We start from the raw sequence: 24,995 nt of genomic DNA on the forward strand, positions 1-24,995 counted from the left end.
AGCCAGGGGCGCGGCGCGCCCGAATGGCCTTCATGTTCGGTGCAAAACGCAAAGCCCGCCAATCACGTTTCAATCAGAAAAAGGTGAGAGGGACCGGCGCCTGTCGTCGGGCAGCCGTATAGCGCCCCGCTCAACGCGCGGCGTAAAACGGAAAAAGAGCGCCTGAGGGCGCTCTTTTTGCAAAGGTTTCCGGCTCAGAGGTAGCGGGCGACCAAGGCCTCCAACCGTTCTTGCCGGCCAGAGCGTGGCTCGGGGTTCAACCCGTTCGAGACCACGTAGTCATGGCAGGCCTCCAGCGAGCTGCGGAACAGCAGATCATCGCCCATCGGGCCGGACCAGCCCATGTAGCGCTCGTCCCGGCGTCGTTCGAGCTCGCCGTCTTCCAGCATCTTGGCGGCCACTTTCAGACCCGCAGCGCAGACATCCATCGCGGCCACATGGCCCGCGATCAGATCCTCTGCATCGAGGGACTGGCGCCGCAGCTTGGCGTCGAAGTTGGTCCCACCGGTGGAGAACCCTCCCGCGCGCAGCACCTCGTAATAGGCCAGCGCCACCTCGGGCACGCTGTTGGGGAACTGATCCGTATCCCAGCCCGACTGGTAGTCGTTGCGGTTCATATCGATGGAGCCGAGGATCTCGAACTCCCGCGCCAGCGCCAGCTCATGCTCGAAGGAATGCCCGGCTAGGATCGCGTGACCCTGCTCGATATTCATCTTCACCTCGTCCAGGAGGCCGAACTCGCTGAGGAAGCCATAGACCGTCGCCACGTCGTAATCATACTGGTGCTTGGTGGGCTCCTGCGGCTTGGGCTCCAGCAGGATCGCGCCCTCGAAGCCGATCTTGTGCTTGTAGTCCACCACCATCTGGAGCATGCGGCCCGCCTGCTCCCGCTCACGCCCGAGATCGGTGTTCAGCAGGGTCTCATAGCCTTCGCGCCCGCCCCAGAGCACATAGTTCGCGCCCCCAAGCTTGTGGGTCGCATCCATGCAGGTTTTGATCGTGGCCGCCGCATAGGCAAAGACCTCCGGGTCCGGGTTGGTCGCCGCCCCGGCCATATAGCGCCGGTGGGAAAAGAGGTTCGCCGTCCCCCAGAGGAGCTTGGTGTTCGAGCCTTCCATCTTGGCGCCGAGGTAATCGACCATCGCCTCGAGATTGGCGGTGGTCTCGGCGAAGCTCGCGCCCTCGGGGCGGATATCCGCGTCGTGGAAGCAATAGAAGGGTGCGTTCAGGATGCGGAACATCTCGAAGGCCGCATCGGCCTTGGCCTTGGCGTGATCAAGGCTCGGGCCGAACCAGGGACGCTCGAAGGTTTGCCCGCCAAACGGGTCGCCCCCCTCCCAGGCGAAGCTGTGCCACCAGGCGACGGCGAAGCGGAGGTGATCCTCCATCCGCTTGCCCATGACCACCTCATCCGGGTTGTAGTGGCGAAAGGCGAAGTCGCTGGTGCTGTCGGGCCCTTCATAGGTGACGGCGGGAATGCCCGCGAAGAAATCGCTCATGTGTCCAATCCTTTCAGAGCCGTATAGGTCGCACGATAGGTGCCATGGGCCTCGTCGAACGCGTCGGCGAGATCCGGAAGTGGGTCGATGCTGCGGGCGATGGGTGGGCGCGTGGCAAGGGAAGCCCCCTGCCCGGTCTCGGCCATCATGCCGAGGCGCGCGGCGCCAAAGGCCCCGCCAAAGTCGCCGGCAACCGGCAGGTCGATGGGCAGGCCCAGCAGGGTCGCGATGGTCTGCACCCAATACTCCGAGCGCGCGCCGCCGCCCACGGCGGTGAGCCGTTCGAGCTTGGTGCCCGTGGCGGTGAGCGCGTCGAAACAGTCGCGCACCGCGAAGGCCACCCCTTCGAGGACGGCGCGGGTCATCGCATCGCGATCGGCGGAATGGTCGATCCGGGCAAAGGCGCCCCGGATGGCCGCATCGTTGTGGGGCGTCCGCTCACCACCCAGATAGGGCAGAAAGACCGTGCGCCCGGGCGCCTGCACCGGGCCCAGACCACTCGTAAGCGTCGCCGCATCGGTCCCGCAGGCCTGAGCGAACCAGTTCAGGGAATCCGTCGCCGACAGGATCACGCCCATCTGGTGCCATGTCTCGGGCAGCGCATGACAGAAGGTGTGCACCGCTGTCGCGGGATCCGGCGCATAGGCATCGCAGGCCGCGAACAGCACGCCCGAGGTGCCCAGCGAGACAAAACCGTCCCCTGCCTGCACCACGCCCATACCGATGCCAGAAGCGGCATTGTCGCCGCCCCCGCCTGCCACGGGGATGCCCTTGGGCAGGCCCCAGGCCTCCGCGAGGCTGTCGCGCAGGGTCCCGGAGACCTGCGAGCCCTCGACCAGCCGGGGCATGTGATCCCGGCTGAGATCGGTCGCGGCCAGCAGGCTGTCCGACCAATCCCGCGCGCCCGAGTCGAGCCAGGAGGTGCCCGCGGCATCGGACATCTCCGCCACCGCCTGCCCCGTCAGCCAGAGACGCAGGTAGTCCTTGGGCAGCAGCACCAGCGCCGTCTTGGCAAAGACCTCCGGCTCATGGGCCTTCACCCAGGCCAGTTTCGGCGCGGTAAAGCCGGGAAAGACGATGTTGCCGGTCAGGTTACGAAACGCGGGGTCCGCATCCATCGCAGCGGCCTCCGCCGCCGCACGCGTATCGTTCCAGAGGATGCACGGGCGGAGCACCTCATGAGCCGCATCGAGCAGGGTCGCCCCATGCATCTGTCCAGAGAGCCCGATGGCCTTCACGGCAGACAGATCCGTCTGTGCCGCAAGCGCCGCCATCGCCTCTTCGGTGGCTTTCAACCAGTCGCAGGGCAGCTGCTCGGACCAGCCCGAATGGGGCCGCGAGACGCTCAGAGCGGCAGTGGCTTCTGCCACCACCGCCTGAGTGTCGTCGATCAGCAGCGCCTTGAGACCGGAGGTTCCGAGATCAAGGCCGAGATACATCAGGCCGCCGCCTCCCTCGGGTTCTTGCCCAGGATGATCATAGACAGGATGTCATCCTCGGTCACGTCCTCGACCCGTTCGGTGCCGACCAGCTTGCCGTTCTTCATAACCGAGACCCGGTCGCAAAGCTCGAGCATCTCGCGCGTGTCATGGGAGATCAGGAAGATGCCGAGGCCCTGGGCCTTGAGCTCCTTGATCAGGTCCGCAACCATCTGCGTCTCATGCACCCCGAGTGCGGCGGTCGGCTCGTCCATGATCAGGATCTTGGCGTTGAAATAGACCGCCCGGGCGATGGCCACCGATTGCCGCTGCCCCCCAGAAAGCGCCGAGACAGGCTCGTTATGCTTCTGGAAGTTGGGAGTGAGACGCTTCATGATCTTGCGCGTCTCGGCCTCCATCTTCGTGTCATCCACAAAGCCCAGCGGCGTTGTCAGCTCGCGTCCGAGAAACAGGTTCGAGGCCGCATCGAGGTTATCCGCCAGCGCCAGCGTCTGGTAAATCGTCTCGATATTGTAGCGCCGCGCATCCCGGGGGGAGTTGATCTCGGCCACTTCGCCATTGATCCGGATCTCGCCGCCGCTCTTCTTGTAAGCACCCGCAAGGATCTTGATCAGGGTCGATTTGCCCGCGCCGTTATGGCCCAGAAGTCCCACCACTTCGCCCGGATGCAGGTCCAGCGAGACCCCGTCCACGGCCCGGATGCCGCCAAAGGCGATGGAGATATTGTCCAGTTCTACCAGAGGAGTTGTCATCACTTGGCTCCGATCCGCTTGCGATAGATGATGTCGATGAGGACTGCGGCCACGAGAACCGTGCCCACCACCATGTTTTGCAAAGGCGCATCCACGCCCACCATGGCCATCCCCGATTGCAGGGATTGCATGATCAGCGCCCCGAGGATCGCGCCATAGATGGTGCCGATCCCACCCGCGAGGGCCGTGCCGCCGATCACCGCCGCCGCGATCACCCGCAGCTCGTCGAGCGTGCCGATATCGTTGGAGTGGTTGGTCAGGCGGGCCGAAGCCACGATGGCCGAGATCGCGCAGAGCGCGCCCATCAGGGCAAAGACCTTCACGGTCAGCATCCGGGTGTTCACGCCCGATAGCTCTGCCGCATCCGGGTTGCCGCCCGTGGCGAAGATATAGCGCCCGAAGCGGGTCTTCTTGGCAATGATGGTCATGGCCACGGCGACCGCGATCAGCAGAAGCACCGAGAACGGGATGCCATAGACGGCGGTGAAGCCTTCGGGCATCTCCTCGCCGGCAGCGGCAAACTGGCGGCGCAGGCGGGCGGCGGGGATCTGATAGCTGTTCAGGATCGCCACGAAGCCGAGGATCGCGACCGAGACCACGCCCATGACCGTGTACTCCGCCCAGACGGGTTTGACCGGCGCGTTGTGCGAGATCTTGTTGCGCCGCGCGGACCACAGGCCCCAGCAGGCCGCGGCAACGGCGAGCAGGCCGACGATCCAGCTCATGGTTGCACCGAGCGTGCCGTTGATGCCGCCGAGCGTCATGAAGGTCGGATCGAGCGGACCGATCGTCTGACCAGAAGTCATGTACCAGGCCACGTTGCGCCAAATCAGCAGACCGCCGAGGGTCACGATGAAGGCCGGGATCATCAGGTACCCCACAAGGTAGCCCTGAAACGCCCCGATGGCGGTGCCCACGGCCACGCCGACCAGCATGGCGATCCACGGGATCAGCGGATGGCCGAGCTCAAGCCCGAAGACCTCGGGCAGGATCGCCGTCTGGGTCATGGCCATGGCCGCCGAACAGGTGGCCAGAAGCGCACCCACCGCGAGATCGATATGGCGGGTGACGATGATGAAGACCATGCCCGTGGCCATGATCGCCACGCTCACCGTCTGGATCGACAGGTTGAAAATGTTCCGGGCCGTCAGAAAGCGCCCGTCGGTCAATACGTTGAAAACAAGGCAGACCACGATGAAGGCGCCGATCATCCCGAGCAGACGGGTATCGACCTCTAGGGTCTGGATAAAGTTACGTTTTTCTTGGGTGGGGAGTCCGTCGGTCTTGGACGAGGTTGCGTCAGACATGGCTCAAGATCCCTCTCTCCCGTGGAACACGGGGCTGGATGACGTCGTAATTGAAAACTGGGTTGGTTTAGGGTGGCCCCGATGCGTCTGGTGCATCGGGGCCGGATCGCGATGCGATCAGTTGCAGGGCGCAGGACCGTTGGTCACGCCTTGGCAAAGCTTGTCTTGGGCAATCCAGCCCGCGTCCACGACTGCGGACAGGTTGGCCGCCGTCACCGGCACCGGCGCAAGGAAGCGCGCGGTCAGCTCGGTGCCACCGGGGGAGGTCCAGGACTGTGCGCCCTCGACATCCGCCATGGATGCACCGCCGGCCAGCGCAACGGCGATCTCACCGGCGGCCCGCCCCAGATCCCGGGCGTCTTTCCACACGGAGACGGTCTGGGTGCCCAGGGCCACACGGTTCAGCGCGGCATGATCGCCATCCTGACCGGAGACCGGAATACCTTCCATGCCCTGTGCCGTCAGGGCCGCGACCACACCACCCGCGGTGCCGTCATTGGAGGCGATCACCGCGTCCACATTGTTGTCTTGCGCGGTCAGGATCTGCTCCATGTTGCGCTGCGCGTTCGCGGGCAGCCAGCCATCGGTATAGGCCTCACCCACGATGGTGATTTTGCCTGCATCCACGGCTTCCTGAATGATCTCTTGCTGACCGCCACGCAGGAAGTCCGCATTCGGGTCCGTGGGGGAGCCCTTGATCATCACGTAATTGCCCATGGGCTGCGCTTCGAGCACGGCGCGCGCCTGCATCCGGCCCACTTCCACATTGTCGAAGGTCAGGTAGAAGGCCCGCGGATCCTCGATCAGGCGGTCATAGCCCACGACCGGGATACCTTCGTCGGCGGCGGCCTGCACGGCCGGACCAATGGCCTGGCTGTCCTGAGCGAGGATGATCAGGGCATCAACCCCTTGCGCGATCAGGCTTTCCACGTCGGACAGCTGCTTGGCCGAAGACGACTGGGCATCCGAAGAGACATAAGATGCCCCGGCCGCGTCCAGCGCGCCCTTGATGGCCGCTTCGTCGGTTTTCCAGCGCTCTTCCTGGAAATTGGACCAGCTCACACCGACGGTGATGCTGTGGCTACCTGCATAGACAGTAGTTGTGAAACCAGCTGCCAGCACGGCAGCCGCGAGAAATGCTTTGCGCATTCAATCCTCCCAAGTTGATCATGCCTGAAACCAGGCAGCGGGGTCCTTTGCCCCTCACATCTACAACCAAGCCCAATTTATTTCGGTTGTCAAAATAAATTTGACTTCCGTCCAAAAAAAATGCGTCATACACCCATAATCACCGCCAAAAATACACGCGATCGTAGAAATTGAGGTAGTTTGGTCGAATATAAAATTCAGGGAGAGAAATAATGCGCGATGATGCTGGGCCTGCCGATTCTTCGGGATGCGGACCGAGCTTTCCCGATACCGGGCAGCACGCTAAACCCTTGCGACAACAGGTTTTTGAGCATGTGCGCGCGGCGGGTCACGCCTCGCGCGTGGATGTGGCGCGGACCCTGGGAATCAGTCCCGGATCAGTCACAACCCTCACATCAGACCTGATTGAGGGGGGATTTCTGACCGAAATTGCCGCCCCTGCCCGGGAGAGCGGGCGCGGACGCCCCCCCGTCTCCCTCGCCGTGGTGCCCGAGGCACGCCATGTTCTGGGCCTGCGCCTCTCGGACGAGCTCCATACGATCAGCCTGTCAGACTTCGCCGGCAAGGAGCTCGCCACCGCCAGCCGCCCGAGCCAGCCGACCCGCTATGACCCCGAGGGGCTTTTGACCGAGATCGGCGCCCTGATCGACATGGTGCTGGAGGACAGCCCGCTGGAGCGCGACGATATCTCGGCCTTGGGCATCGGGCTGCCCGGCGCGGTCCACCACGAGACCGGGATCGTCAGCTGGAGCCCCCTCCTCACCGGGGAGGATCACGCCCTGCAGACCCAGGTCGAGACGCGGTTCGGCGTGCCCACCTATCTCGAAAACGACGCGAATGTGCTGACCCTGGCGGAGCTCTGGTTCGGGTCCGGGCGCACGCGGCAGGACTTTGCCGTGGTCACGATCGAACAGGGGGTGGGCATGGGGCTTGTGCTCAACAACCGCCTGTTTCGCGGCGCGCAGGGGCTGGGGTTGGAGCTTGGCCATATGAAAGTACAGCTCGATGGGGCGCTCTGCCGCTGCGGACAGCGCGGTTGTCTCGAGGCCTATCTCGCCGACTACGCGCTGGTGCGCGAGGCCTCCACCGCACTCGACCGCAATCCACGCAGCGCTCAGACCAACGCAGCTATGCTGGAAAGCCTGTTCGATCAGGCCAAGGCGGGCAACGGCGCTGCGCGCGCGATCTTTCAACGGGCGGGGCGTTTCCTGTCTGTGGGGCTCGCGAATGTGGTGCAACTCTTTGATCCGGCGCTGATTATCCTGAGCGGCGCGCGCATGCGCTATGACTACCTTTATGCCGAGGAGGTGCTCGCCGAGATGCAGAATATGACGCTGAACCCCGACGCCAGCCGCACCCGGGTCGAGATCCACGCCTGGGGCGATCAGGTCTGGGCGCGCGGGGCCACAGCACTTGCGCTCGGGGCGGTGACGGATGCGCTTTTGGGGGACAAATGAGACTGGGGTTTCTGGCCTGCGCGTTTCTGCTCCCCTCTGCCGTGACCGCGCAGGTCGCGTTCGAGGATCACAGCACAGCCCTGCCCCCACATGTCTATTCCGGCGGCTGGGAGCATTTCGTGGGCGGCGGCGTGGCGGTCTTCGATTGCAACCGCGATGGCCTGCCCGAGATCTTTGCCGCGGGTGGGACCGCCCCTGCGCAGCTTTTCCTGAACCGCGGGGGTATGGCTTTCGAACCTGGTGACCTGCCGGAGATGACCGGAGTGACCGGGGCCTATGCGCTCGACATTGACGCGGATGGCTGGCGCGATCTCTTCGTGCTGCGGGTCGGGCCGAACCGGGTGCTGCGTGGCGGGCCGGATTGCGCGTTTACCGAAGCCACCGAAGACTTCGGGATCGACCCGGGCAATGCGTGGAGCACCGCCTTCACCGCCTGGTGGTCCGAGGGGGACGCGCGCCCCACCCTGTTTGTCGGAAACTACGTGGATCGCAGCGATCCCGAGGGCCCGTTCGAGGCCTGCGACACGCACCAGATCCTGATACCACGCGCGGAGGACGGCTATGACAGCGCGCCGTTTGGCCCGGGCTATTGCACGCTCTCTGCGCTGGCCGCGCGGGATGCGCGCGGGCGGATGACCCTGCGGCTCTCCAATGATCGGCACTACTATGTGCGCGGCGGGTATGAGCAGATGTTTGACTTGACCGAGAACCGGTTTCTCGGGGCCGAGGATGGCTGGCCGCAAGTCTCTCTCTGGGGGATGGGGATCGCGAGCCGGGACCTGAACGGGGATGGGCGCGACGAGGTGATGCTGACCTCCATGGGCGACCAGCTGTTGCAGATCGCGCAGGAGGACGGGACCTATGCTGCCGCGCCCTTTGCCCAGGGCACCTATGCCCAACGCCCGCATCTGGGCGATGATGGCCGCCCCTCCACCGGCTGGCATGCGGAATTCGGCGATGTGGATAATGACGGGCGCGCGGATCTCTTTCTCGCCAAGGGCAATGTGGATCAGATGCCTGGCAACGCGATGAAGGATCCCAATAACCTGTTGATGCAGCAATCCGATGGAAGGTTCACCGAAGTCTCGATCGCGGCTGGTGTGGCCACGACCGCGCGCTCCCGCGGGGCGGCGATGGCCGATCTCGACGGAGACGGTCGGCTCGATCTGGTGGTGGTGAACCGGCGCGCGCCAATGGAGCTCTATCGCAATGTGACGCCAGAGACAGGCAACTGGCTGGCCATCGACCCGAGGGATCGGGCGAGCGTCTTTGCCGTGGGCGCCGAAGTGACGGTGATCACCGACGGCGCAAGGCAGGTTCAGCAGCGCGTAGTGGGCGGCGGCCATGCGGGGGGCGGCGCCCTGCCCCTCCATTTCGGTCTGGGCGAAGCGCGCGATGCGAAAATCGAAATCCGGGATGCCTCAGGCGTTCTGCGCGTCTCGCGCAAGGTGGCTGCAAACCAGACCTTGCGGATCGACCTCAGCCCGTCGCAATAGCGGCGGGGCTCAGGGCTGCGCCACAGGGAGCCCGCTGGGCACGGTTTCGGGCACGCCAAGCCGCCCATCCACGGCCGCCGGATCCTCGAGAGCTGAGAGGAAGGCGAGGAGCGCGTCGATCTCCGCCTCCGTCAGAGCCTGGCCCGGCACGTGCCGCGCAGCGCGGATCTCGGCGATGTCGCCCCCGGGCCCAAAGGCTCGGAAATCCTCGACCGCGAGTTCGGGCAGGGTCACACCCGCCTGGTCATAGGCGGCAAGGCCGCCTTCGAGCGCCACGTGATCACGCAGGAAGGCGCCGAGATCCTTGTGCCCGCCCGCATGGCCGTAAGGCCCTGTCAGCGTGACATTCCGCAAAGAAGGTGTGCGGAAAGCATAGGCATCTTCGGACCGCCCTGTCACGCGCATCCGCCCCTCATCCCGGGCATGGCTCTCGAACCGCGCGGCCTTACCTGGCCCGATTTGGGGCGCGGCCATGGCGTGAAACCCGTGATCCGTCTGGAACGGCCCCGCATGGCAGGTCGCGCAGCCCGCCGCGCCATAGAACAGGGTCATGCCATCGACCTGTTCCGGGCTGAGCCCGCGCCCCTCCCGCAGGTAGGTGTCGAACGGGCTGGTATCCGAGCGCCATTCAAACGCCATGAACGCCGCGACCGCATTGGAGATATCAGTGAAGCCAATCTGCGCCGGCGTTTCAATCTCGGGGTAGACCTCGGTAAAAGCCTGGGCATAGGCGGGGATCCCGGCAACCCGACGCGAGATCAGATCCCACGCGCCCCCCGGCCCGGTCAGCCGCCCCTGACGCACCGCCTTGCTGATCTCGTTCTCGCCATAGTGCCCCGCCATCTCATCCGGGCTGAGCACCGGGAACATGGTCTGTGCCGAGAGCAGGGAGGCAAATCCCGCCACCATGTCCTCATCAAGCGGAGTGCGCAGCCCGCCGGGCCGGTCAGGATCAACCTCGATCCGACCATCATGGAAGAGCACCGTGAACTCATTGGCGCCGAGATTGAAAAGCGCCGGAGCGTTGCGTGGGATCCGCTGCTCGGGCAGGTTTTCCGGGTCGGCCCGTCGCTTGGGGCCCAGACCGATCCCGCCATCGCCAATGCCCAGGGACAGACCATCGGAGGTCCCATGGGCCGGATGATGACAGGTGGCGCAGGACACCTCACGATTGCCGGACAGAACAGGATCGTAAAACAGCAGCTGTCCCAGACGCGCCTCGTCCAGATTGACCGGGGCAAAATCCGCGTCCACCACCGGGCGGGGCAGATCAACCGCCCCGACCACTCCGATGCCGAGCCCCGCAAGCAGCGCGAGCCCTGTGATCAGCATGTGCTTCAACCCGTGTCCTCCCGTTCCGGTTGCGCTAACACTGCCGCGCGCCCCCGCCAAGGACAAGGGGGCGTCGCCTGTCTTGGTGGATCCTTTGGCAAGCCGGGTGTTGCGCCGCCTGCGATCCGGCGCACGCAGGGCTCGCGAGTTCTTCAGATTTCTCTGTGTCTATAGGCAGAAGTTTTCCTTGGAGCAGACACATGATCGACGACTACAAAGGCCATCAGAGCACCCTGACCGGCCCGGCAACCGCCGGGGAAGCCATCACGCCTGACAACTCCTCCAACCTGCCCTTCGCCACGCGCGCGATCTATGTCGGGCAGGCTGGCGACCTCTCGGTTGAACTGATCTCGGGCAGCATTGTGAAACTGACCAATGTCGTCCCCGGCACGATCTATCCGCTGCGCGTCAAGCGCGTGCGGTCTTCGGGCACCACGGCTGGCGGTTTGGTCGGCCTGCGTTAAGGCGCGTTGCGCCTCTGGCTCTGGACGGAGCCCGCGACCACGGCTTTCCCACTGAGCCGTGGTCGGCCCCGGATCTCAAAGCCCGGACACCGGGACCTTGAGCATCGGGCGCCCGGAGGGATCCCGTGGGATCTCGCCCGCCCGCATATTCACCTGCAGCGAGGGCAAGAGCAGCGTCGGCACGGCCAGGGTCGCATCCCGCGCGGTGCGCAAGGCGACGAACTCGTCGCGCGACTGGCCCAGCCCCACATGAATATTGCGCCGTTTCTCCTCGGCCACCGTGGTTTCCCAGCGGATCTCCCGCCCCTCGGGACCGTAGTCGTGACACATGAAGAGCCGCATCTCTTCCGGGAGGGACAACACCCGCCAGATAGAATCGTAGAGTTGCCCGGCATCCCCCCCCGGGAAATCGGCGCGCGCGGATCCGCCATCAGGCATGAAGAGCGTGTCGCCCACAAAGGTCGCGTTGCCGATCACATGGGTCATGCAGGCAGGCGTATGCCCCGGCGTCGAGAGCGCGTGCCCGGTGATCTCTCCGATCTGGTAGGTGTCGCCATCCTGAAAGAGCCGGTCGAACTGGCTGCCATCGCGCTGGAACTCCGTGCCCTCGTTGAAGACTTTGCCGAAAGTCTCCTGCACGGTCAGGATCTCCGCCCCGATTCCGATACGTCCGCCCAGACGCTGCTGGAGATAGGGCGCGGCGGACAGGTGATCCGCGTGCACATGGGTCTCAATGATCCAGTCGAGGGTGAGACCGGCCTTCTCGATAAAGGCGATCATCATGTCTGCATGGCCATGAGTGATCCGCCCGGCGGCGTAGTCGAGATCGAGCACGCTGTCGATTACCGCACAGACCCGCGTCGCAGGATCCGCAACCACATAGCTGATCGTGTGGGTCGCCGGATCGAAAAAGGCGGTGACCTCGGGCTTGGCCTCAAGATTGACTTCGATATCGGGCATCGTCGCTCCTCCTCCTGCCGGGCTGCCTAGCGCGCCTGGGGCTCAAGCGGTGCAGCGCGGCTGCCGCGATCAAGCAGTGTGCGGGTGATGAGGATCCCGAGGATCAACGCCGCGACAAACCAGATCACTTCGATCCGCCCGGTTCCCAGTGCCGGGAGGGCCCCGCCCGGGCAGAACCCGGCGATGCCCCAGCCGATCCCGAAGATCGCAGCGCCGCCGAGCAGTCTTGCATCCAGCGCAGTGTTGGTCGGCACCTGAAAACTGGGCGCCAGCGCCGGGGCCGCGCGCCGCCAGGCCAGACGATAGCCCAGGGCCGTCAGTGTCAGCGCGCCGCCCATGACGAAGGCGAGGCTCGGGTCCCAGCTGCCGGCAATGTCGAAGAAGTTCAGGACCTTGGCCGGGTTCGCCATGCCCGAAAGCGCGATGCCAACTCCGAAGACGAGACCAATGAGGTAAAAACTGAACATCCGCATGGCCTATCCTCCAATCCCGTGACGGATCACAAACACCGTGGCGCCGCAGGTGGCCATGAAGACCAGCGTTGCGACGATCGAACGGCGCGAAAGGCGCGCCATCCCGCAGACGCCATGGCCGGAGGTGCAGCCCGAACCCAGAGTGACCCCGATGCCAACGAGAACACCGCCGACGAGTAACGCAGGCAGGCTCACCGGAACCTGGACCTCAGGCAGGGCGCCGCTGATCAGCCAGACGAGGATGGGGCCTGACACCATGCCTGCGAGCAGGGCCAGGCGCCAGGTCCGATCCCCGGGCGACGCGGGCAAGAGTGCTCCGGCAAGAATGCCTGTGGCGCCAAAGATGCGACCATGAAGCGCCATGAGCGCCACGGCGGCCAAGCCGATCAGGCTGCCGCCCAAGAGCGACATCCCGGGGGTGAAAGCGGTTTCCATCCGATCCTCCTGCAACCGATCCTTCGGGCAGGTTAGCCCGATCGGATCAGAAATACATTCAAGAACCGGAATGGATCTGTGACCAAGTCACCGAATGGCTGCCGCGCATTGCAGCGCGGCAGGTCGTGCGTCAGCGCCGGCGGCGGCGTGACACCATCAGCAGAGCACCGAGCCCGGCCCCAAGAAGCGGGATGGAGGCAGGCAGGGGAATGGGCGCCACAGGCTGGGCGAAAAACGCCATGTCAAACCCGTCACCCACCGGGCCTGGCAGGTTGACGACCTGCGTCACCGGGCTCGCGAATTCGTAGAGCACCCATGTCGCGGCGTTCGCGGTCGTGATCGAGTAGCCCGTGCCAATGGGGAGCAGGACACCCTGCGCATCCTCGGCCGCAAAGCCCAGATCGAGACGGACCCCGTTCAACACATTGCCGTTGTCATTCTCGACGACGAAGAGGATCTCGCTGATCGCCGTATCGAAGGTGATCGAGAACCCGTGCACATGCACATGCTCATAGTTTTGTGCAGTCACCATGCCAAAGCCGGAAAAGCTCTGCGTCCCGGTCACATCGCTCAGAGGCGAGAACGCATTGACCGTCCAGCCCACCGTGTCTCCCGGCGCAAAGCCGGACTCGCCCGTATAGGTCGCGACATCGGCAGCGATCGCGGTTTCGGTCTGAATGTCGAAGGTCAGATCGGCAATCGCAAGCGAGCCGATCGAACTGGCCTGCGCGCCCGTGGCTAACGCCAGAGACGCGGCGAAAATCGAGTATTTCAGCATAAAGCACCTTTGTCCAAATCGTGACGAACTGGAAAAAGGTTAACACGGAAGGGGGCAAATCGCCAAAAACCCGCCTGTCTGCAATCGGATTCCGGAAACAAACCCGGCGGGCTGACGAGATTGCCAGCCGCCGGTTTGCCCGCGGGGCGCGCGGCGTCAGGTGCCTTTGCGCATATCCTTCGGTGCAAAACTGCTCGCATCCGCGCGGCGCCAGCGGCGCAGATAGCCAAACTCGTCGGCCTCTTCCTCCACGAGGAACCCTTCGGGCAGGTAGGGATAGACCTCATCGCCGGTCATCATGCCCCGGTCGGTTTCGCGGACAATCAGGTGATAAGGCAGGAAGTCCCGCGGATGTTCGAGCCCCGCGGCCCCGGTCATCTCGGCCAGGGACTTCAGCGTGTTGCGATGGAAGGTCGCCACCCGCACGGATTTGCTATCCACATTGAGCGCATGGGCCCTTAGGGGGTCCTGGGTCGCCACGCCCACCGGGCATTGGTTCGTATGGCAGGCCTGCGCCTGAATACAGCCGATGGCGAACATGAAGCCCCGGGCGGAGTTCGCCCAATCGGCCCCGAGCGCCAAGACCTTGGCCAGATCGAAGGCGGTGACGATCTTGCCCGAGGCGCCAATCTTGATCTGGTCGCGCAGACCGGCGCCCCGCAGGGTGTTGTGGGCAAAGGTCAGCCCCTCCACCAGCGGCATCCCCATATGGTCGGCAAATTCCAGCGGTGCCGCGCCGGTCCCGCCTTCCTTGCCGTCGATTACGATGAAATCCGGGACGATCCCGGTTTCCAGCATGGCTTTGACGATACACATGAATTCGCGCCGGTGGCCGATGCACATCTTGAACCCAACAGGCTTGCCGCCCGAAAGCTCTCGCAACTGACCAAGGAAGTTCATCATTTCCAGCGGCGTGGAGAAGGCCCCATGGGCGGCCGGTGAGACGCAATCGCGCCCCATGGGCACGCCGCGCGCCTCGGCAATCTCCGGCGTGATCTTGGAGGCCGGCAGCACCCCGCCATGACCCGGCTTCGCCCCTTGTGACAGCTTCACTTCGATCATCTTGATCTGCGGGTTCTTGGCTGTCTCCTTGAACTTCTCAGGGTCGAACACGCCATCATGGGTGCGGCAGCCGAAATAGCCCGAGCCCACCTGATAGATCAGATCGCCGCCACCATTGCGGTGATGCACGCTGACGCCGCCTTCGCCCGTGTCATGGGCAAAGCCCCCCTCTTTCGCGCCGGTATTCAGCGCCCGGATCGCATTGCCCGACAGCGCGCCAAAGCTCATGGCGGAGATATTGTAGATCGACGCGTCATAGGGCTGCGCGCAGTCCGGCCCGCCAATCCGCACCCGGAAATCCGGGTTCTCGATATGCACGGGGCGCACGGAATGCGTCAGCCACTGGTACCCGGAATCGTAAACCCGCATCCGCGTGCCGAAGGGGCGTTTATCCTCCACCCCCTTGGCGCGCTGATAGATGATCGAGCGGGTGTCGCGCGAAAACGGCTCCTCATCCTGATCGCTCTCGATCAGGTATTGCCGGATCTCGGGACGGATCCCCTCGAACAGGAAGCGCATATGCCCGATCACCGGGTAATTGCGCAGGATCGAGTGCCGTTTCTGGAGCAGGTCATAGAGCCCCAGCGCCGACAGGGCCCCGAAAATCCCAAGCGGGATCAGGAACCAGATACTCCATGCCAAGGCGATGAGCGACGCAACCGTCGCCCAGGCCACTATGAAAAAGATCGCGTAACGGCTCATGCGGGGCCTCCCAATTTCGGCAGCATGCGCCACCGTCCCTTGAGAAACCCTAAACCCCGAAAGACCTTTCTGTGAACCGCCTGAAACGGGTTTCGATCAGGTAATCACGTCCGGGGCGTCGCGGCCCGTGCGGCTGGCGATTCCGGCCAGCGTGTCGGCGGCTGAGATGATATCGGCCAGCGCCTCCTGCGGATCGCGGTCGAGCCCGTCGGGACCGGCCACATAGGCCTCGAGATAGACGCGCAGGGTGGCGCCGACCGTCCCAGTCCCCGAAAGACGGATCACGATGCGCGAGCCGCTCTCGAACCCGATGCGCAGGCCCTGCCCGGCACTGTGGGAGTTGTCCACCGGATCGTCATAGCTGAACTCATCGGCAAAGCTGATGGTCTGACCCGCGACCTCGGTCCCCGGCAGGTCCGCCAGACGGCTGCGCAGATCATCCATCAGCCCGTTCGCGGCCCCGGCATCCACGGCCTCGTAATCGTGGCGGGAATAATAGTTCCGGCCATAGCGCGCCCAGTGATCCGCCATCAGGTCGGCGACGGAACTGCGCGTCTCGGCCAGGATGTTCAGCCAGAAGAGCACGGCCCAGAGCCCATCTTTCTCGCGCACATGGTCCGAGCCGGTCCCGGCGCTTTCCTCGCCGCAGAGCGTCGCGCGCCCGGCATCGAGCAGATTGCCAAAGAATTTCCAGCCCGTGGGCGTCTCGTAGCAATCGATGCCCAGAGCCTCGGCCACCCGGTCCAGCGCCTTGGAGGTCGGCATGGAGCGGGCCACCCCGGCGAGCCCGCCCGCATAGGCGGGCACTTTGGTCGCGTTGGCCGCCAGCGCGGCCAGACTGTCGGAGGGTGTCACATAGATGCCGCGCCCCATGATCATGTTGCGGTCGCCATCCCCGTCGGAAGCCGCACCGAAATCAGGGGCATCCTCGCCCATCATCGTCTCGACCAACTCCTTGGCCCAGATCGGGTTGGGGTCCGGGTGGCCGCCGCCGAAATCGGGGCTGGGCACACCGTTCACCACACTGCCCTTGGGCGCGCCGAGCGTGTCCTCGAGGATCGCCGTCGCATAGGGCCCGGTGATCGCGTGCATCGCATCGAAATGGATCCGGAACCCGCTGGCAAAGAGCGCGCGGAGCCCCTCGAAATCGAAAATCTCGGCCATGAGTTCGGCGTAGTCCGCGACCGGATCGACCACCTCAACCACCATCTCGCCCATGGCGGTCTCGCCCAGCGCGGAGAGGTCCACATCCTGCGCATCGAGGATCGCGTATTCGGTCAGGGTCTTGGTGGCGGCAAAGATCTTGTCGGTCACCTCTTCGGTCGCGGGACCGCCATTGGGACCGTTATATTTCACGCCGAAATCGCCCTTGGGACCGCCGGGATTGTGGCTGGCCGAGAGGATGATCCCGCCATCTGTGCCGCGCTTGCGGATCAGGTTGGAGGCCGCCGGGGTCGACAAGAGCGCCCCCTGCCCGACGATCACCCGGGCCGCGCCGCTGGCGGCGGCCATGCGCAACACGACCTGCGCGGCTTCGGCATTGAAATACCGGCCATCCCCGCCAAGCACGAGCGTCTTGCCCGCAACCCCGCCAATGCCATTCCAGATGGCCTGGATGTAATTCTCCAGAAAATGCGGTTCCTGAAAGGTGGGTGTGGTCTTGCGCAGGCCAGAGGTCCCGGGCTTTTGACCATCAATGGGCTGCGTCTGGACCGTATGGATGGACATGGCGCGCTCCTGATCTGTTGAAAGGCTTGCCCCGTTGTTTCGGATGCAGCCGCGCGCCGCAAGGGGCTTGACCGGGGTCAACCGCGCCTGTGGCCTTGGAGAAACGGCTATCTGCGGCATCTCGCCGGTTTCCGACAAAAAGAGTCAAAAAAGGCTTGATGCGGACGCCCAGACTGGTATCTGATCAAATCTATCGGGAATAGATAGTCCATCAGGAGACACCATGCCGACGACATTTACCCTGTCCGTGAGCGCGATGACCGCGGCAGCGACCCTTCTTGGCTCCGCCGCTTATGCAGCTGGCGAGCTGAACCTGTATTCTTCGCGTCATTACGACACCGACGAGCGCCTCTACTCCGATTTCGAGGAGATGACCGGCATCACCATCAATCGCATCGAAGGCAAGGCCGACGAGCTGATCGCGCGGATGGAAGCCGAGGGTGTGAACTCCCCCGCCGATATCCTGCTGACGGTCGACACCTCGCGTCTCGAGCGTGCGAAGGCAGCTGGCGTTCTGCAATCCGTGGACAGCGCCGTGCTTGAGGCCCGCATCCCCGGCTATCTGCAGGATGACGACAACCAGTGGTTCGGCTTCTCCCAGCGCGCGCGGATCATCTTCTATGACAAGGCCGACGTGGCCGAGCCGCCGATGTCCTATGTCGCCCTGGCCGATCCGAAATACAAAGGTCAGGTCTGCCACCGCTCCTCGACCAATGTGTATTCGCAGACCCTGCTGTCGGCGATCATCGAGAACCATGGCGAAGAAGCCGCCAAGGACTGGGCCGCGGGTTTTGTCGAGAACTTCGCGCGTGAGCCCCAGGGCGGTGACACCGACCAGCTGCGCGGTCTGGTGTCCGGCGAGTGCGATATCTCGATCTCGAACACCTATTACTTCGCCCGTGCCCTGCGCAAAGACGTGAGCGGCCTTGGCGATGACGACATGGGCAATATCGGCTGGATCTTCCCGTCCCAGGATGCCGAAGGCGCGCATATGAACCTCTCGGGCGGCGGCATCGCAGCCAACGCGCCGAACCTTGAGAACGCTGTGAAGTTCATGGAGTACCTCGCCTCCGATCAGGCGCAGCAGTATTTCTCTGCAGGCAATGACGAATACCCGGCCGTTCCGGGTGTGGGGCTGAGCGCCTCCGTCGCAGCCCTCGGCATGTTCAAGCCCGACGATGTGGACCTCTCCGCTGTGGCCAAGAACGTGCCTGTGGCGCAGAAGATCTTCAACGAAGCTGGCTGGAAATAAGGTCCCGGCCACTCACGACCTACAAAGGGGCGCCATTTTGCGCCCCTTTTTTTGTGATCAGGAGGAGTTGGAATGCATCGATACGTCTTGGCCTGTGGTCTCGCCCTGACCCTGCCCGCCACCGCCGCTTGGGCGGAGTTCGACCTCGCCCTCGGCGAGATCGGCAAGCGGGAGTATTACTGCACCGCCCAGATGACCCTGACCAATACCGGCCCCGATCCGGTGATGGAGGTGAGCGGGCATTTCTACCTCTATGTGGGTGCCGAGCGCGTGGGGCGCAGCAAGGGAACCTGGTTCATGAATATCGCGCCCGGGGCCAGCGCCACGGCCGTGTTCGAGACGCCGAACGCGCCGTGCGAGGCCGTGGATCGCTATGAGTTTGTGGTCGGGGCCTGTCGGCTCGATGGACCCGGATTCGATCCGGTCTCCGCCTGCAGCGCGCAGATCAAAGGGCAAGGCCCGATCACGATCGCACCGGGCTCCTAGCGGCGGCTGACCTTCCGGCAGAGGAGCAGCACCGGCAAGAAGCCCACCGCCACGATCACGAGGCTGGGCACCGCCGCCCCGTCGAGCCGCTCATCCGCGGCCAGCCGGTGCGCCTGCACCGCCAGCGTGTCGAAGTTGAACGGACGCATGATCAGCGTCGCGGGCAGCTCCTTCATCACGTCCACAAACACGATCAGCAGCGCCGTCAGCAGGCTCGGCGTCAGGATCGGCAGGTGGACCCGGCGCAGGGTGCCATAGGCGCTTTGCCCCAGCACGCGGGAGGCGAAATCGAGATTGGAGTTGATCGTCGCCTGCCCGCCCTCATAAGCGCCAAGGGCTGCGGCGAGAAAGCGGATCATATAGGCCGCCACCAGCAGCCAGATCGACCCGGTGAGCAGAAGCCCCGTGGAGATATCAAAGGTCGCCCGCATCCAGGCATCCAGCGTATTGTCGAAAAGCGCGAAGGGCACCAGCAGCCCGACCGCGATCACCCCGCCCGGCACCGCATAGCCTAGCCGCGCCACATAGAGCGCCGCCGTCGCCTGCTTGCCAGGGCGTACCCGGTGGAAATAGCCTAGCACGATGGCGGCCAGCACGGTGAACACCGCCGCCGTCCCGGCCAGGGTCAGGGAATTGCTCAGAAAGCGCAGGTAGCGACGGCTGAGCAGGTTCTGCTCGGATCCGACCCCCATGATCACCAGCGCGATAATGGGCAGGAGCACGCCCAGCACCACCGGCGCCGCACAGAGCACCGTCGCGCCCCATTTCGCCGCCCCGGTCAGAGGCATGCGGGCCATGCCCTCCTGCCGCTTGCCGCCATGGTATTTCGCCTCGCCCCGGGTGGTCCGCTCAAGGAAGGCAAGCAGCAGCGCAAAGGCCAAAAGCCCCATGGCCAGCTGGGCCGCCGCGACCCGGTCGGCCATGTTGAACCAGCTTGTGTAAATGCCCGTGGCGAAGGTCTGCACCCCGAAATAGGAGACCGTCCCGAAATCCGCGATCGTCTCCATCGTGGCGAGCAAGACGCCCGCCGCAATGGCTGGGCGTGCCATGGGCAGCGAGACCTCGCGGAAAGCATGGAAGGGCGTCCGCCCCAGCGCGCGGGCCGCAAAGAAGGTCGTGGCACTCTGCTGCAGAAACGCCGCCCGGGCCAGCAGGTAGACATACGGATACAGCACAAGGATCAGCATGGCCGCCGCCCCCCCGAGGGACCGGATCTCGGGGAACCAGTAATCCCGCGGCCCCCAACCCGTCACATCGCGCAGCACCGTCTGCACAATGCCGGGATGGTCGAGAATATGGGTATAGGCATAGGCCAGCACATAGGCCGGAAAGGCCAGAGGCAGCACCAGCACCACCTCCAGCCAGCGCCGCCCGGGAAACTCGGTCATCGAGACGAGCCACGCGGCCCCGGTTCCGATGGCGAAAGTCCCCGTCGCGACCATCACCACCAGGGCAAACGTCGTCCCGACATAGCGCGGCAGCACCGTGTCCCAGAGATGGGTGAGCGTCTCCACCCCGCCCGAAAGCGAAGTGATCAGAACCGCCACCATGGGCAAGAGGCACAAGAGCGCGAGCGCCATCGCCCCCGTCCCCATCAGACGGGCTTCGCGCCCGGCGGGCTTGGCCTTGCGCGCCGCAGGGCCGGTGCCGGAGGTGGGATCGGTCAGGCTGCTCATGGGCGCATCTAGCGCTGGTTGCGAACCGGTGGCAAGGCGGCAGGCCCCCGCAGCGCGCGGCGCGCGGCACGCCTGACACAGAGGTGACCGATCCCGGGCCTGAATTTTTCCCATCGGGGGTTCAAAAGCCGCGCGATCCTGCGCAAGCTGATCCCAGGGGGAGCGCGTCGCCCGACCAGAGGATCCCAAGATCCCGACCGGGCCGCGCTCAGGACATCAGGGAGGATGCACCGTGAAATCACTATTTGCTCTGGCTGCTGTGGCGGCCCTGTCACTGGGCGCGCAAACCGCGTCCGCCAAGGATCTGGCGCTGGCCTATTTCATGGGGCCGACCCATCCCATGAACAAGGCGGTCTTTACGCCCTTTGCCGAGAAGCTCGCCGAGGTGTCCGGCGGCGCGCTGACCGTGTCGATGTTCCCCGGCGGCGCGCTGAACTCCGCCCCGCCCAAGCAGTATTCGATCCTCCTCGATGGCGTGGCGGATGTGGCCTTCCATCTGCCGGGCTACACGGCGCAGCTTTTCCCGGTGGCGACCTCGGTCACCACGCCGGGCATGTGCGCCGATGCCGTGGAATGCACCGAGGCCATGTGGCGGGCCTATGACCTGATCGAGAAGGAGTTCGACGCCAAGATCCTCGCGCTGTGGGCCAATGACCCGCAGGTGCTCTATACCAAGGACACGCCGGTCCGCACGCTGGAGGATATGAACGGGCTCGTGGTCCGCGTGACCTCGGCCCAGGACATTCCCTTTACCGAGGCGCTGGGGGCGAGTGCGGTCTCGCAACCCGTCAGCGTGATCAACCAGAACCTCGCCAATGGCGTGGTGGATGCGGTCTCGATCGACCCCTCGGCGACCATGTCCTTCAAGATGCATGAGCCTGCCAATTACATGACCACGAACATCCCCGGGGCGGGCTCGGCCTTCGTGCTCTTGATGAACAAGGCCGTCTATGGCGCTCTTTCTGATGAAGAAAAAGGCTGGGTCGATCAGGCCTCCGGCAAGTGGCTCAGCCTTGAGGGCGGCAAGATGTACAAGGCCATCGCCCAGCGCGGGATTGATGTGGCCCGCGAGAACGGCGTCGAGATCATCGAGCTCAGCGACGACGAGCGCGCCCGCTGGGATGCCACGATCCAGCCCGCCATGGATGCCTGGCTCGCCAGCGAGGTCGGCCAGGGCAAGACCGGCGCCCAGATCACCGCGATCATGAAAGGCGATGACGGGTGAGCGACCTTCCGGCCCCGCTCGGCACGGTTGAGCGGGGTCTGCACTGGATCGCGGGGCTCTTTGCGCTGGCCGGAGGGCTGGCGCTCGGGGTGCTGGGCGCGGTCACGGGCGTGTCGGTGTTCTGGCGCTATGTCCTGAACGATCCGATCTTTGGCATTGAAGATGTCTCGACCATGGCCCTGACCGTGGTGGTGGCCGGGGCCGTGGCCTATGGCGCGGTGCATCAATCCCATGTGAGCGTGAATGTCATCAAATATGCCGGTGGGCGGGAGCTGACGCGGGTCACCGATCTTGCCGCGCGCCTGGGCGGGATCGCGATCTGCAGCTTTGCCACCTATGGCCTGGTGACCAAGGGCAGCTGCGGCCTGCCCTGCGGAGCGATGACTTCCAATCTGGGGATCATCCACACTCCCTTCTACTACGGGCTCGCGGCGGCGATGGGGTTCTACGCGGCCCTGCTCACGCTGCATCTGGTCATTGGCCTATTGCACTGGTCCGGCGCGGACCCGAACGAGACGCTGGACTGAGGCCACCCCATGGACACGATCACCATTGCCATTCTCGGCTTTGCCGCCCTGTTCCTCCTGCTCTTCATCCGGATGCCCGTGGGCACGGCGATGATGCTTGTGGGCGCAGGCGGGATCTATGCGATCCGCCCCCAGGCGAGCCTGCCCGTGGTCGCCGGGGAGATCTTTTCCGAGGCCTCGAATTACCCCCTGACGATCCTGCCGCTCTTTATCCTCATGGGGAACCTCGCCGGGGTCTCGGGCATGTCGCGGGACCTCTACACGGCGGCCCATAGCTGGCTGGGGCATATGCGCGGCGGGCTGGCCTCGGCCACGATCGTGGGCTGCGCGGGGTTCTCGGCGCTCTCGGGCTCGTCCCTGGCCGCCGCGGTCACCATGGGCCGCGTGAGCCTGCCGGAGATGCAGCGCTATCGCTACGATAACGGGCTCGCCACGGGTGCGATTGCCGCCGGCGGCACGCTGGGCATCCTGATCCCGCCCTCCGCTGGCTTCGTGGTCTATGCAATCCTCACCGAGGAAAGCATCGGGCGGCTCTTCATGGCGGGGGTCCTGCCGGGGCTGATGCTGACCGGGCTCTTCATCCTCGCGATCTGGCTCGTGGTCCTGCGCGATCCCGGCAAGGCCCCGCAATCGGCGGAAGCCGAACCCATGGAGGCGCGCATCGCGGCCCTCGGGCGGGCAAGCTGGATTGTCGGGATCATCCTTCTGACCATTGGCGGGATCTACACGGGGGCCTTCTCGGCGGTGGAGGCCGCGGGGATCGGCGCCCTGCTGGCACTCGGGGTGACGATCCTGCGCGGGCAACTCACCTGGCCCAACCTGCGCGACGTGGTCACGAACACGCTGAAATCCACGGGCACGGTGTTCCTGATCCTCTTCGGGGCGTTTGTGTTCAAAACCTTCGTGGGCTTCACGGGCGTCACATATGCCCTGACCCAATGGGTCGGCGCCCAAGGCTTTACGGCGATGCAGGTGGTGGTCGCGATCCTGCTGGCCTTCATCGTGCTCGGCACCTTCCTCGAAGGCTTCGCAATCCTCGTGCTCACCATTCCGCTCGTGCAGCCGATCCTGCAGAGCCTCGGGGTCGACCTGATCTGGTTCGGCGTGCTGATGGTGATTGTGCTGGAGATGGCGCTGATCTCGCCGCCGGTAGGAATCAACGTGTTTGTGGTCAAAGGCATCGCGCGGGAGGTGCCCCTAGGCACGATTTTCCGGGGGATCTGGCCCTTCTGGTTTGCGATGCTGGCGGCGGTGATCCTCGTGCTCCTGATCCCGGATCTTGCGCTGCTGCTGCCCGATACGATGTTCGGCTAGCCGGTGAAGGCCACGTAAAACAGCCGCAGCGCGACCGCCCCGAGCATACACAGCACCAAACGGTCGAACCCCTCGGGCGAGAGCGCACGGGCCAGCCACGCCCCGAGTGGCATGAAGCCGAGGATCGGCAGCAGGGCCAGAACGCTGACGGCCAGAAGCGGCCAGCTCAGAAGGCCCGTGGCAAAGAGCATGGGCACCTGCACCGCCGCCATGGCGATGAAACAGGCGGAGATCGTCGCGATGAAGACCGGGCGCGCCAGCCGCATGGCATTGAGGTAGCTGACCGAGACCGGGGCGGAGATCCCCGCCGCCCCCTGCAGCACGCCCGAGACCAGGGCCACGGGCCAGACGATCCGCTCCGCCGTGGCAAAGGCCAGACGAAACTCCGGCCGCAGGAACCGCAGGCCGATATAGGCCGCCACGCTGAGCGCCACGGTCAGGACGAGCCAACGCTCCGGCAGGCTTGCCAGCAGGACCGTTCCCGCAATGCAGCCCAGCGCTCCGCCCCCGGCAAAGATCCAGGGGAACCGGCCCGGCAATGCGTGGGATCGGAACTGCCAGAGCTGCCAGCAATTGGACAGAAAATTCGGCGCGGCCATGACCATCACCGCCAGGCGCACATCGAAGAAGGCGGCAATCACCGGGATCGCGGCCAAAGGCGCACCGGCCCCGGTGGCCCCCTTGACGATCCCGCCCATGGCCAGCGCGGTGAAGATCGCCAGAAAGGCCAGCGGATCCACCGCGTCCAAGAGGGGTCAGCCTTGCCTAAAGCGCGCGGCGTAGTCGCTCACCAGCAGATGGGTGGGGGCCTCATCCTCCTCGATCTCGGCAAAGCGCCCGATGGGCTCGCGGAAGATGTTGTCCGTCTCGTCGTCATTGACGGTGGAGACCTCGCCGATCAGCACATCGCCCCCCTCGCCCCAGAAGGCGTGCCAATCGCCGGGCATCAGGGTGACGCTCTCTCCCGGCGCGAGTTTCAGTTTCTCGCCCGCCGCAAAGCTGCGCATCACGCCATCACAGGCCACCTGTCCGCCGCGATCCTCGGCAAACCCGCCCGTGTCATCGGAGCCAAAGAGCTCCACCACCAGCGTCGCCCCGCCCCGGTTGATGATGTCCTCGGCCTTGAGCACATGGGTGTGCATGGGCGAAAGCTGGTCCTGCCGCGAGATCAGGAGCTTCTCGGCATAGCACATGCCGCCCCCGCCCTGCAGATCCGTGAGGCGCCCATTGCGCAGGGTGAAGAGGAACAACCCCATCTCGTCGAAGCGACCATCGCCGTAATCGGTGATGTCCCAGCCGCAGCGGGCATCGATCACATGGGCAGCGGCCTGCGTGTTGGCGGCGAACGCCTCCGGGGTCCAATAGGCAAAGGGCGGCAGGACAAAGCCGTGGCGCCGAATGAAGGCATCGGCCTCTGCCATGATCTCATTGATGCGCGACCGTTTCATGGGCTCCTCCTTCACGCGGCTCGTGGCGTTCTCG

The 24,995-nt window shown here is 64.8% G+C and carries 23 protein-coding genes; 8 read left to right on the forward strand and 15 right to left on the reverse strand.

Going from position 1 to position 24,995, the window contains the following annotated elements; genetic code table 11:
• Window positions 1-194 precede the first annotated feature (194 nt).
• The 5 genes from xylA to xylF form a co-directional block, all read right to left on the reverse strand.
• Window positions 195-1,499 carry a xylose isomerase gene (gene xylA, locus ACP153_RS09335; protein ID WP_424970702.1) on the reverse strand — a complete coding sequence of 435 codons (1,305 nt, stop codon included), beginning with the start codon at window positions 1,497-1,499 and terminating at the stop codon, window positions 195-197.
• Window positions 1,496-2,938, reverse strand: coding sequence for a xylulokinase (xylB, locus tag ACP153_RS09340; protein WP_424970703.1), 1,443 nt, complete (start codon window positions 2,936-2,938; stop codon window positions 1,496-1,498). The genes xylA and xylB overlap by 4 nt, the downstream gene beginning before the upstream one ends.
• Complete coding sequence (locus ACP153_RS09345) at window positions 2,938-3,690, reverse strand: ATP-binding cassette domain-containing protein (protein WP_424970704.1); 753 nt, start codon at window positions 3,688-3,690, stop codon at window positions 2,938-2,940. The genes xylB and ACP153_RS09345 overlap by 1 nt, the downstream gene beginning before the upstream one ends.
• Window positions 3,690-4,997: a sugar ABC transporter permease gene (locus ACP153_RS09350; RefSeq protein WP_424970705.1), complete on the reverse strand. Its 1,308-nt coding sequence runs from the start codon at window positions 4,995-4,997 to the stop codon at window positions 3,690-3,692. Before ACP153_RS09350 ends, ACP153_RS09345 begins: the two co-directional genes overlap by 1 nt.
• A gap of 117 nt (window positions 4,998-5,114) precedes the next feature.
• The gene (xylF, locus tag ACP153_RS09355; RefSeq protein ID WP_424970706.1) at window positions 5,115-6,146 is read right to left on the reverse strand and encodes a D-xylose ABC transporter substrate-binding protein; all 1,032 of its coding nucleotides are present in this window, start codon (window positions 6,144-6,146) and stop codon (window positions 5,115-5,117) included.
• A 212-nt stretch (window positions 6,147-6,358) separates the two neighbouring features.
• On the opposite strand from xylF, the gene ACP153_RS09360 reads away from it, so the two are divergent.
• Both ACP153_RS09360 and ACP153_RS09365 read left to right on the forward strand, forming a co-directional pair.
• Complete coding sequence (locus ACP153_RS09360; RefSeq protein ID WP_424970707.1) at window positions 6,359-7,603, forward strand: ROK family protein; 1,245 nt, start codon at window positions 6,359-6,361, stop codon at window positions 7,601-7,603.
• A complete protein-coding gene (locus tag ACP153_RS09365; protein WP_424970708.1) occupies window positions 7,600-9,099 on the forward strand; it encodes a CRTAC1 family protein in 1,500 nt (499 codons plus the stop codon). The genes ACP153_RS09360 and ACP153_RS09365 overlap by 4 nt, the downstream gene beginning before the upstream one ends.
• Window positions 9,100-9,108: 9 nt before the next feature.
• Here the strand turns inward: ACP153_RS09365 and ACP153_RS09370 are convergent, their stop codons facing one another.
• On the reverse strand, window positions 9,109-10,431 hold the full coding sequence (locus tag ACP153_RS09370) for a cytochrome-c peroxidase (protein WP_424970709.1): 1,323 nt from the start codon (window positions 10,429-10,431) through the stop codon (window positions 9,109-9,111).
• Between the two features lie 200 nt (window positions 10,432-10,631).
• Between ACP153_RS09370 and ACP153_RS09375 the strand changes: the two genes are divergently transcribed.
• Window positions 10,632-10,895, forward strand: coding sequence for a spike base protein, RCAP_Rcc01079 family (locus ACP153_RS09375; RefSeq protein WP_424970710.1), 264 nt, complete (start codon window positions 10,632-10,634; stop codon window positions 10,893-10,895).
• Window positions 10,896-10,970: 75 nt separating this feature from the next.
• Here ACP153_RS09375 and ACP153_RS09380 read toward each other — a convergent pair whose 3' ends face one another.
• The 6 genes from ACP153_RS09380 to ACP153_RS09405 form a co-directional block, all read right to left on the reverse strand.
• On the reverse strand, window positions 10,971-11,855 hold the full coding sequence (locus tag ACP153_RS09380; RefSeq protein ID WP_424970711.1) for an MBL fold metallo-hydrolase: 885 nt from the start codon (window positions 11,853-11,855) through the stop codon (window positions 10,971-10,973).
• 26 nt (window positions 11,856-11,881) lie between these two features.
• Window positions 11,882-12,328, reverse strand: a complete 447-nt coding sequence (locus tag ACP153_RS09385) for a DUF6691 family protein (protein WP_424970712.1) — start codon at window positions 12,326-12,328, stop codon at window positions 11,882-11,884.
• Between the two features lie 3 nt (window positions 12,329-12,331).
• Window positions 12,332-12,763: a YeeE/YedE family protein gene (locus tag ACP153_RS09390; RefSeq protein ID WP_424970713.1), complete on the reverse strand. Its 432-nt coding sequence runs from the start codon at window positions 12,761-12,763 to the stop codon at window positions 12,332-12,334.
• Window positions 12,764-12,893: 130 nt separating this feature from the next.
• Window positions 12,894-13,541 carry a hypothetical protein gene (locus ACP153_RS09395; RefSeq protein ID WP_424970714.1) on the reverse strand — a complete coding sequence of 216 codons (648 nt, stop codon included), beginning with the start codon at window positions 13,539-13,541 and terminating at the stop codon, window positions 12,894-12,896.
• A gap of 156 nt (window positions 13,542-13,697) precedes the next feature.
• Window positions 13,698-15,305, reverse strand: a complete 1,608-nt coding sequence (locus tag ACP153_RS09400) for an FMN-binding glutamate synthase family protein (RefSeq protein WP_424970715.1) — start codon at window positions 15,303-15,305, stop codon at window positions 13,698-13,700.
• A gap of 96 nt (window positions 15,306-15,401) precedes the next feature.
• Complete coding sequence (locus ACP153_RS09405; protein WP_424970716.1) at window positions 15,402-17,033, reverse strand: alpha-D-glucose phosphate-specific phosphoglucomutase; 1,632 nt, start codon at window positions 17,031-17,033, stop codon at window positions 15,402-15,404.
• Window positions 17,034-17,289: 256 nt separating this feature from the next.
• On the opposite strand from ACP153_RS09405, the gene ACP153_RS09410 reads away from it, so the two are divergent.
• Both ACP153_RS09410 and ACP153_RS09415 read left to right on the forward strand, forming a co-directional pair.
• Window positions 17,290-18,285 (forward strand): extracellular solute-binding protein, encoded by a 996-nt coding sequence (locus ACP153_RS09410; RefSeq protein ID WP_424970776.1) that lies wholly within the window; start codon window positions 17,290-17,292, stop codon window positions 18,283-18,285.
• A gap of 72 nt (window positions 18,286-18,357) precedes the next feature.
• Complete coding sequence (locus tag ACP153_RS09415) at window positions 18,358-18,771, forward strand: hypothetical protein (protein ID WP_424970717.1); 414 nt, start codon at window positions 18,358-18,360, stop codon at window positions 18,769-18,771.
• Here ACP153_RS09415 and ACP153_RS09420 read toward each other — a convergent pair.
• Complete coding sequence (locus tag ACP153_RS09420; protein ID WP_424970718.1) at window positions 18,768-20,447, reverse strand: ABC transporter permease; 1,680 nt, start codon at window positions 20,445-20,447, stop codon at window positions 18,768-18,770. The two genes, ACP153_RS09415 and ACP153_RS09420, sit on opposite strands and share 4 nt — an antisense overlap.
• Before the next feature lie 232 nt (window positions 20,448-20,679).
• Between ACP153_RS09420 and ACP153_RS09425 the strand changes: the two genes are divergently transcribed.
• The 3 genes from ACP153_RS09425 to ACP153_RS09435 are packed head-to-tail and all read left to right on the forward strand — an operon-like array spanning window position 20,680 to window position 23,513.
• Window positions 20,680-21,672, forward strand: coding sequence for a TRAP transporter substrate-binding protein (locus ACP153_RS09425; protein ID WP_424970719.1), 993 nt, complete (start codon window positions 20,680-20,682; stop codon window positions 21,670-21,672).
• On the forward strand, window positions 21,669-22,199 hold the full coding sequence (locus ACP153_RS09430; RefSeq protein ID WP_424970720.1) for a TRAP transporter small permease: 531 nt from the start codon (window positions 21,669-21,671) through the stop codon (window positions 22,197-22,199). The genes ACP153_RS09425 and ACP153_RS09430 overlap by 4 nt, the downstream gene beginning before the upstream one ends.
• Before the next feature lie 9 nt (window positions 22,200-22,208).
• On the forward strand, window positions 22,209-23,513 hold the full coding sequence (locus ACP153_RS09435; RefSeq protein ID WP_424970721.1) for a TRAP transporter large permease: 1,305 nt from the start codon (window positions 22,209-22,211) through the stop codon (window positions 23,511-23,513).
• On the opposite strand, the gene ACP153_RS09440 is transcribed toward ACP153_RS09435, so the two are convergent.
• Both ACP153_RS09440 and ACP153_RS09445 read right to left on the reverse strand, forming a co-directional pair.
• A complete protein-coding gene (locus tag ACP153_RS09440) occupies window positions 23,510-24,253 on the reverse strand; it encodes a sulfite exporter TauE/SafE family protein (RefSeq protein WP_424970777.1) in 744 nt (247 codons plus the stop codon). The two genes, ACP153_RS09435 and ACP153_RS09440, sit on opposite strands and share 4 nt — an antisense overlap.
• A 15-nt stretch (window positions 24,254-24,268) precedes the next feature.
• Complete coding sequence (locus tag ACP153_RS09445; protein ID WP_424970722.1) at window positions 24,269-24,961, reverse strand: D-lyxose/D-mannose family sugar isomerase; 693 nt, start codon at window positions 24,959-24,961, stop codon at window positions 24,269-24,271.
• Window positions 24,962-24,995: the final 34 nt, after the last annotated feature.

Source organism: Dinoroseobacter sp. S76 (assembly GCF_049801095.1).
Lineage (GTDB): Bacteria > Pseudomonadota > Alphaproteobacteria > Rhodobacterales > Rhodobacteraceae > Dinoroseobacter.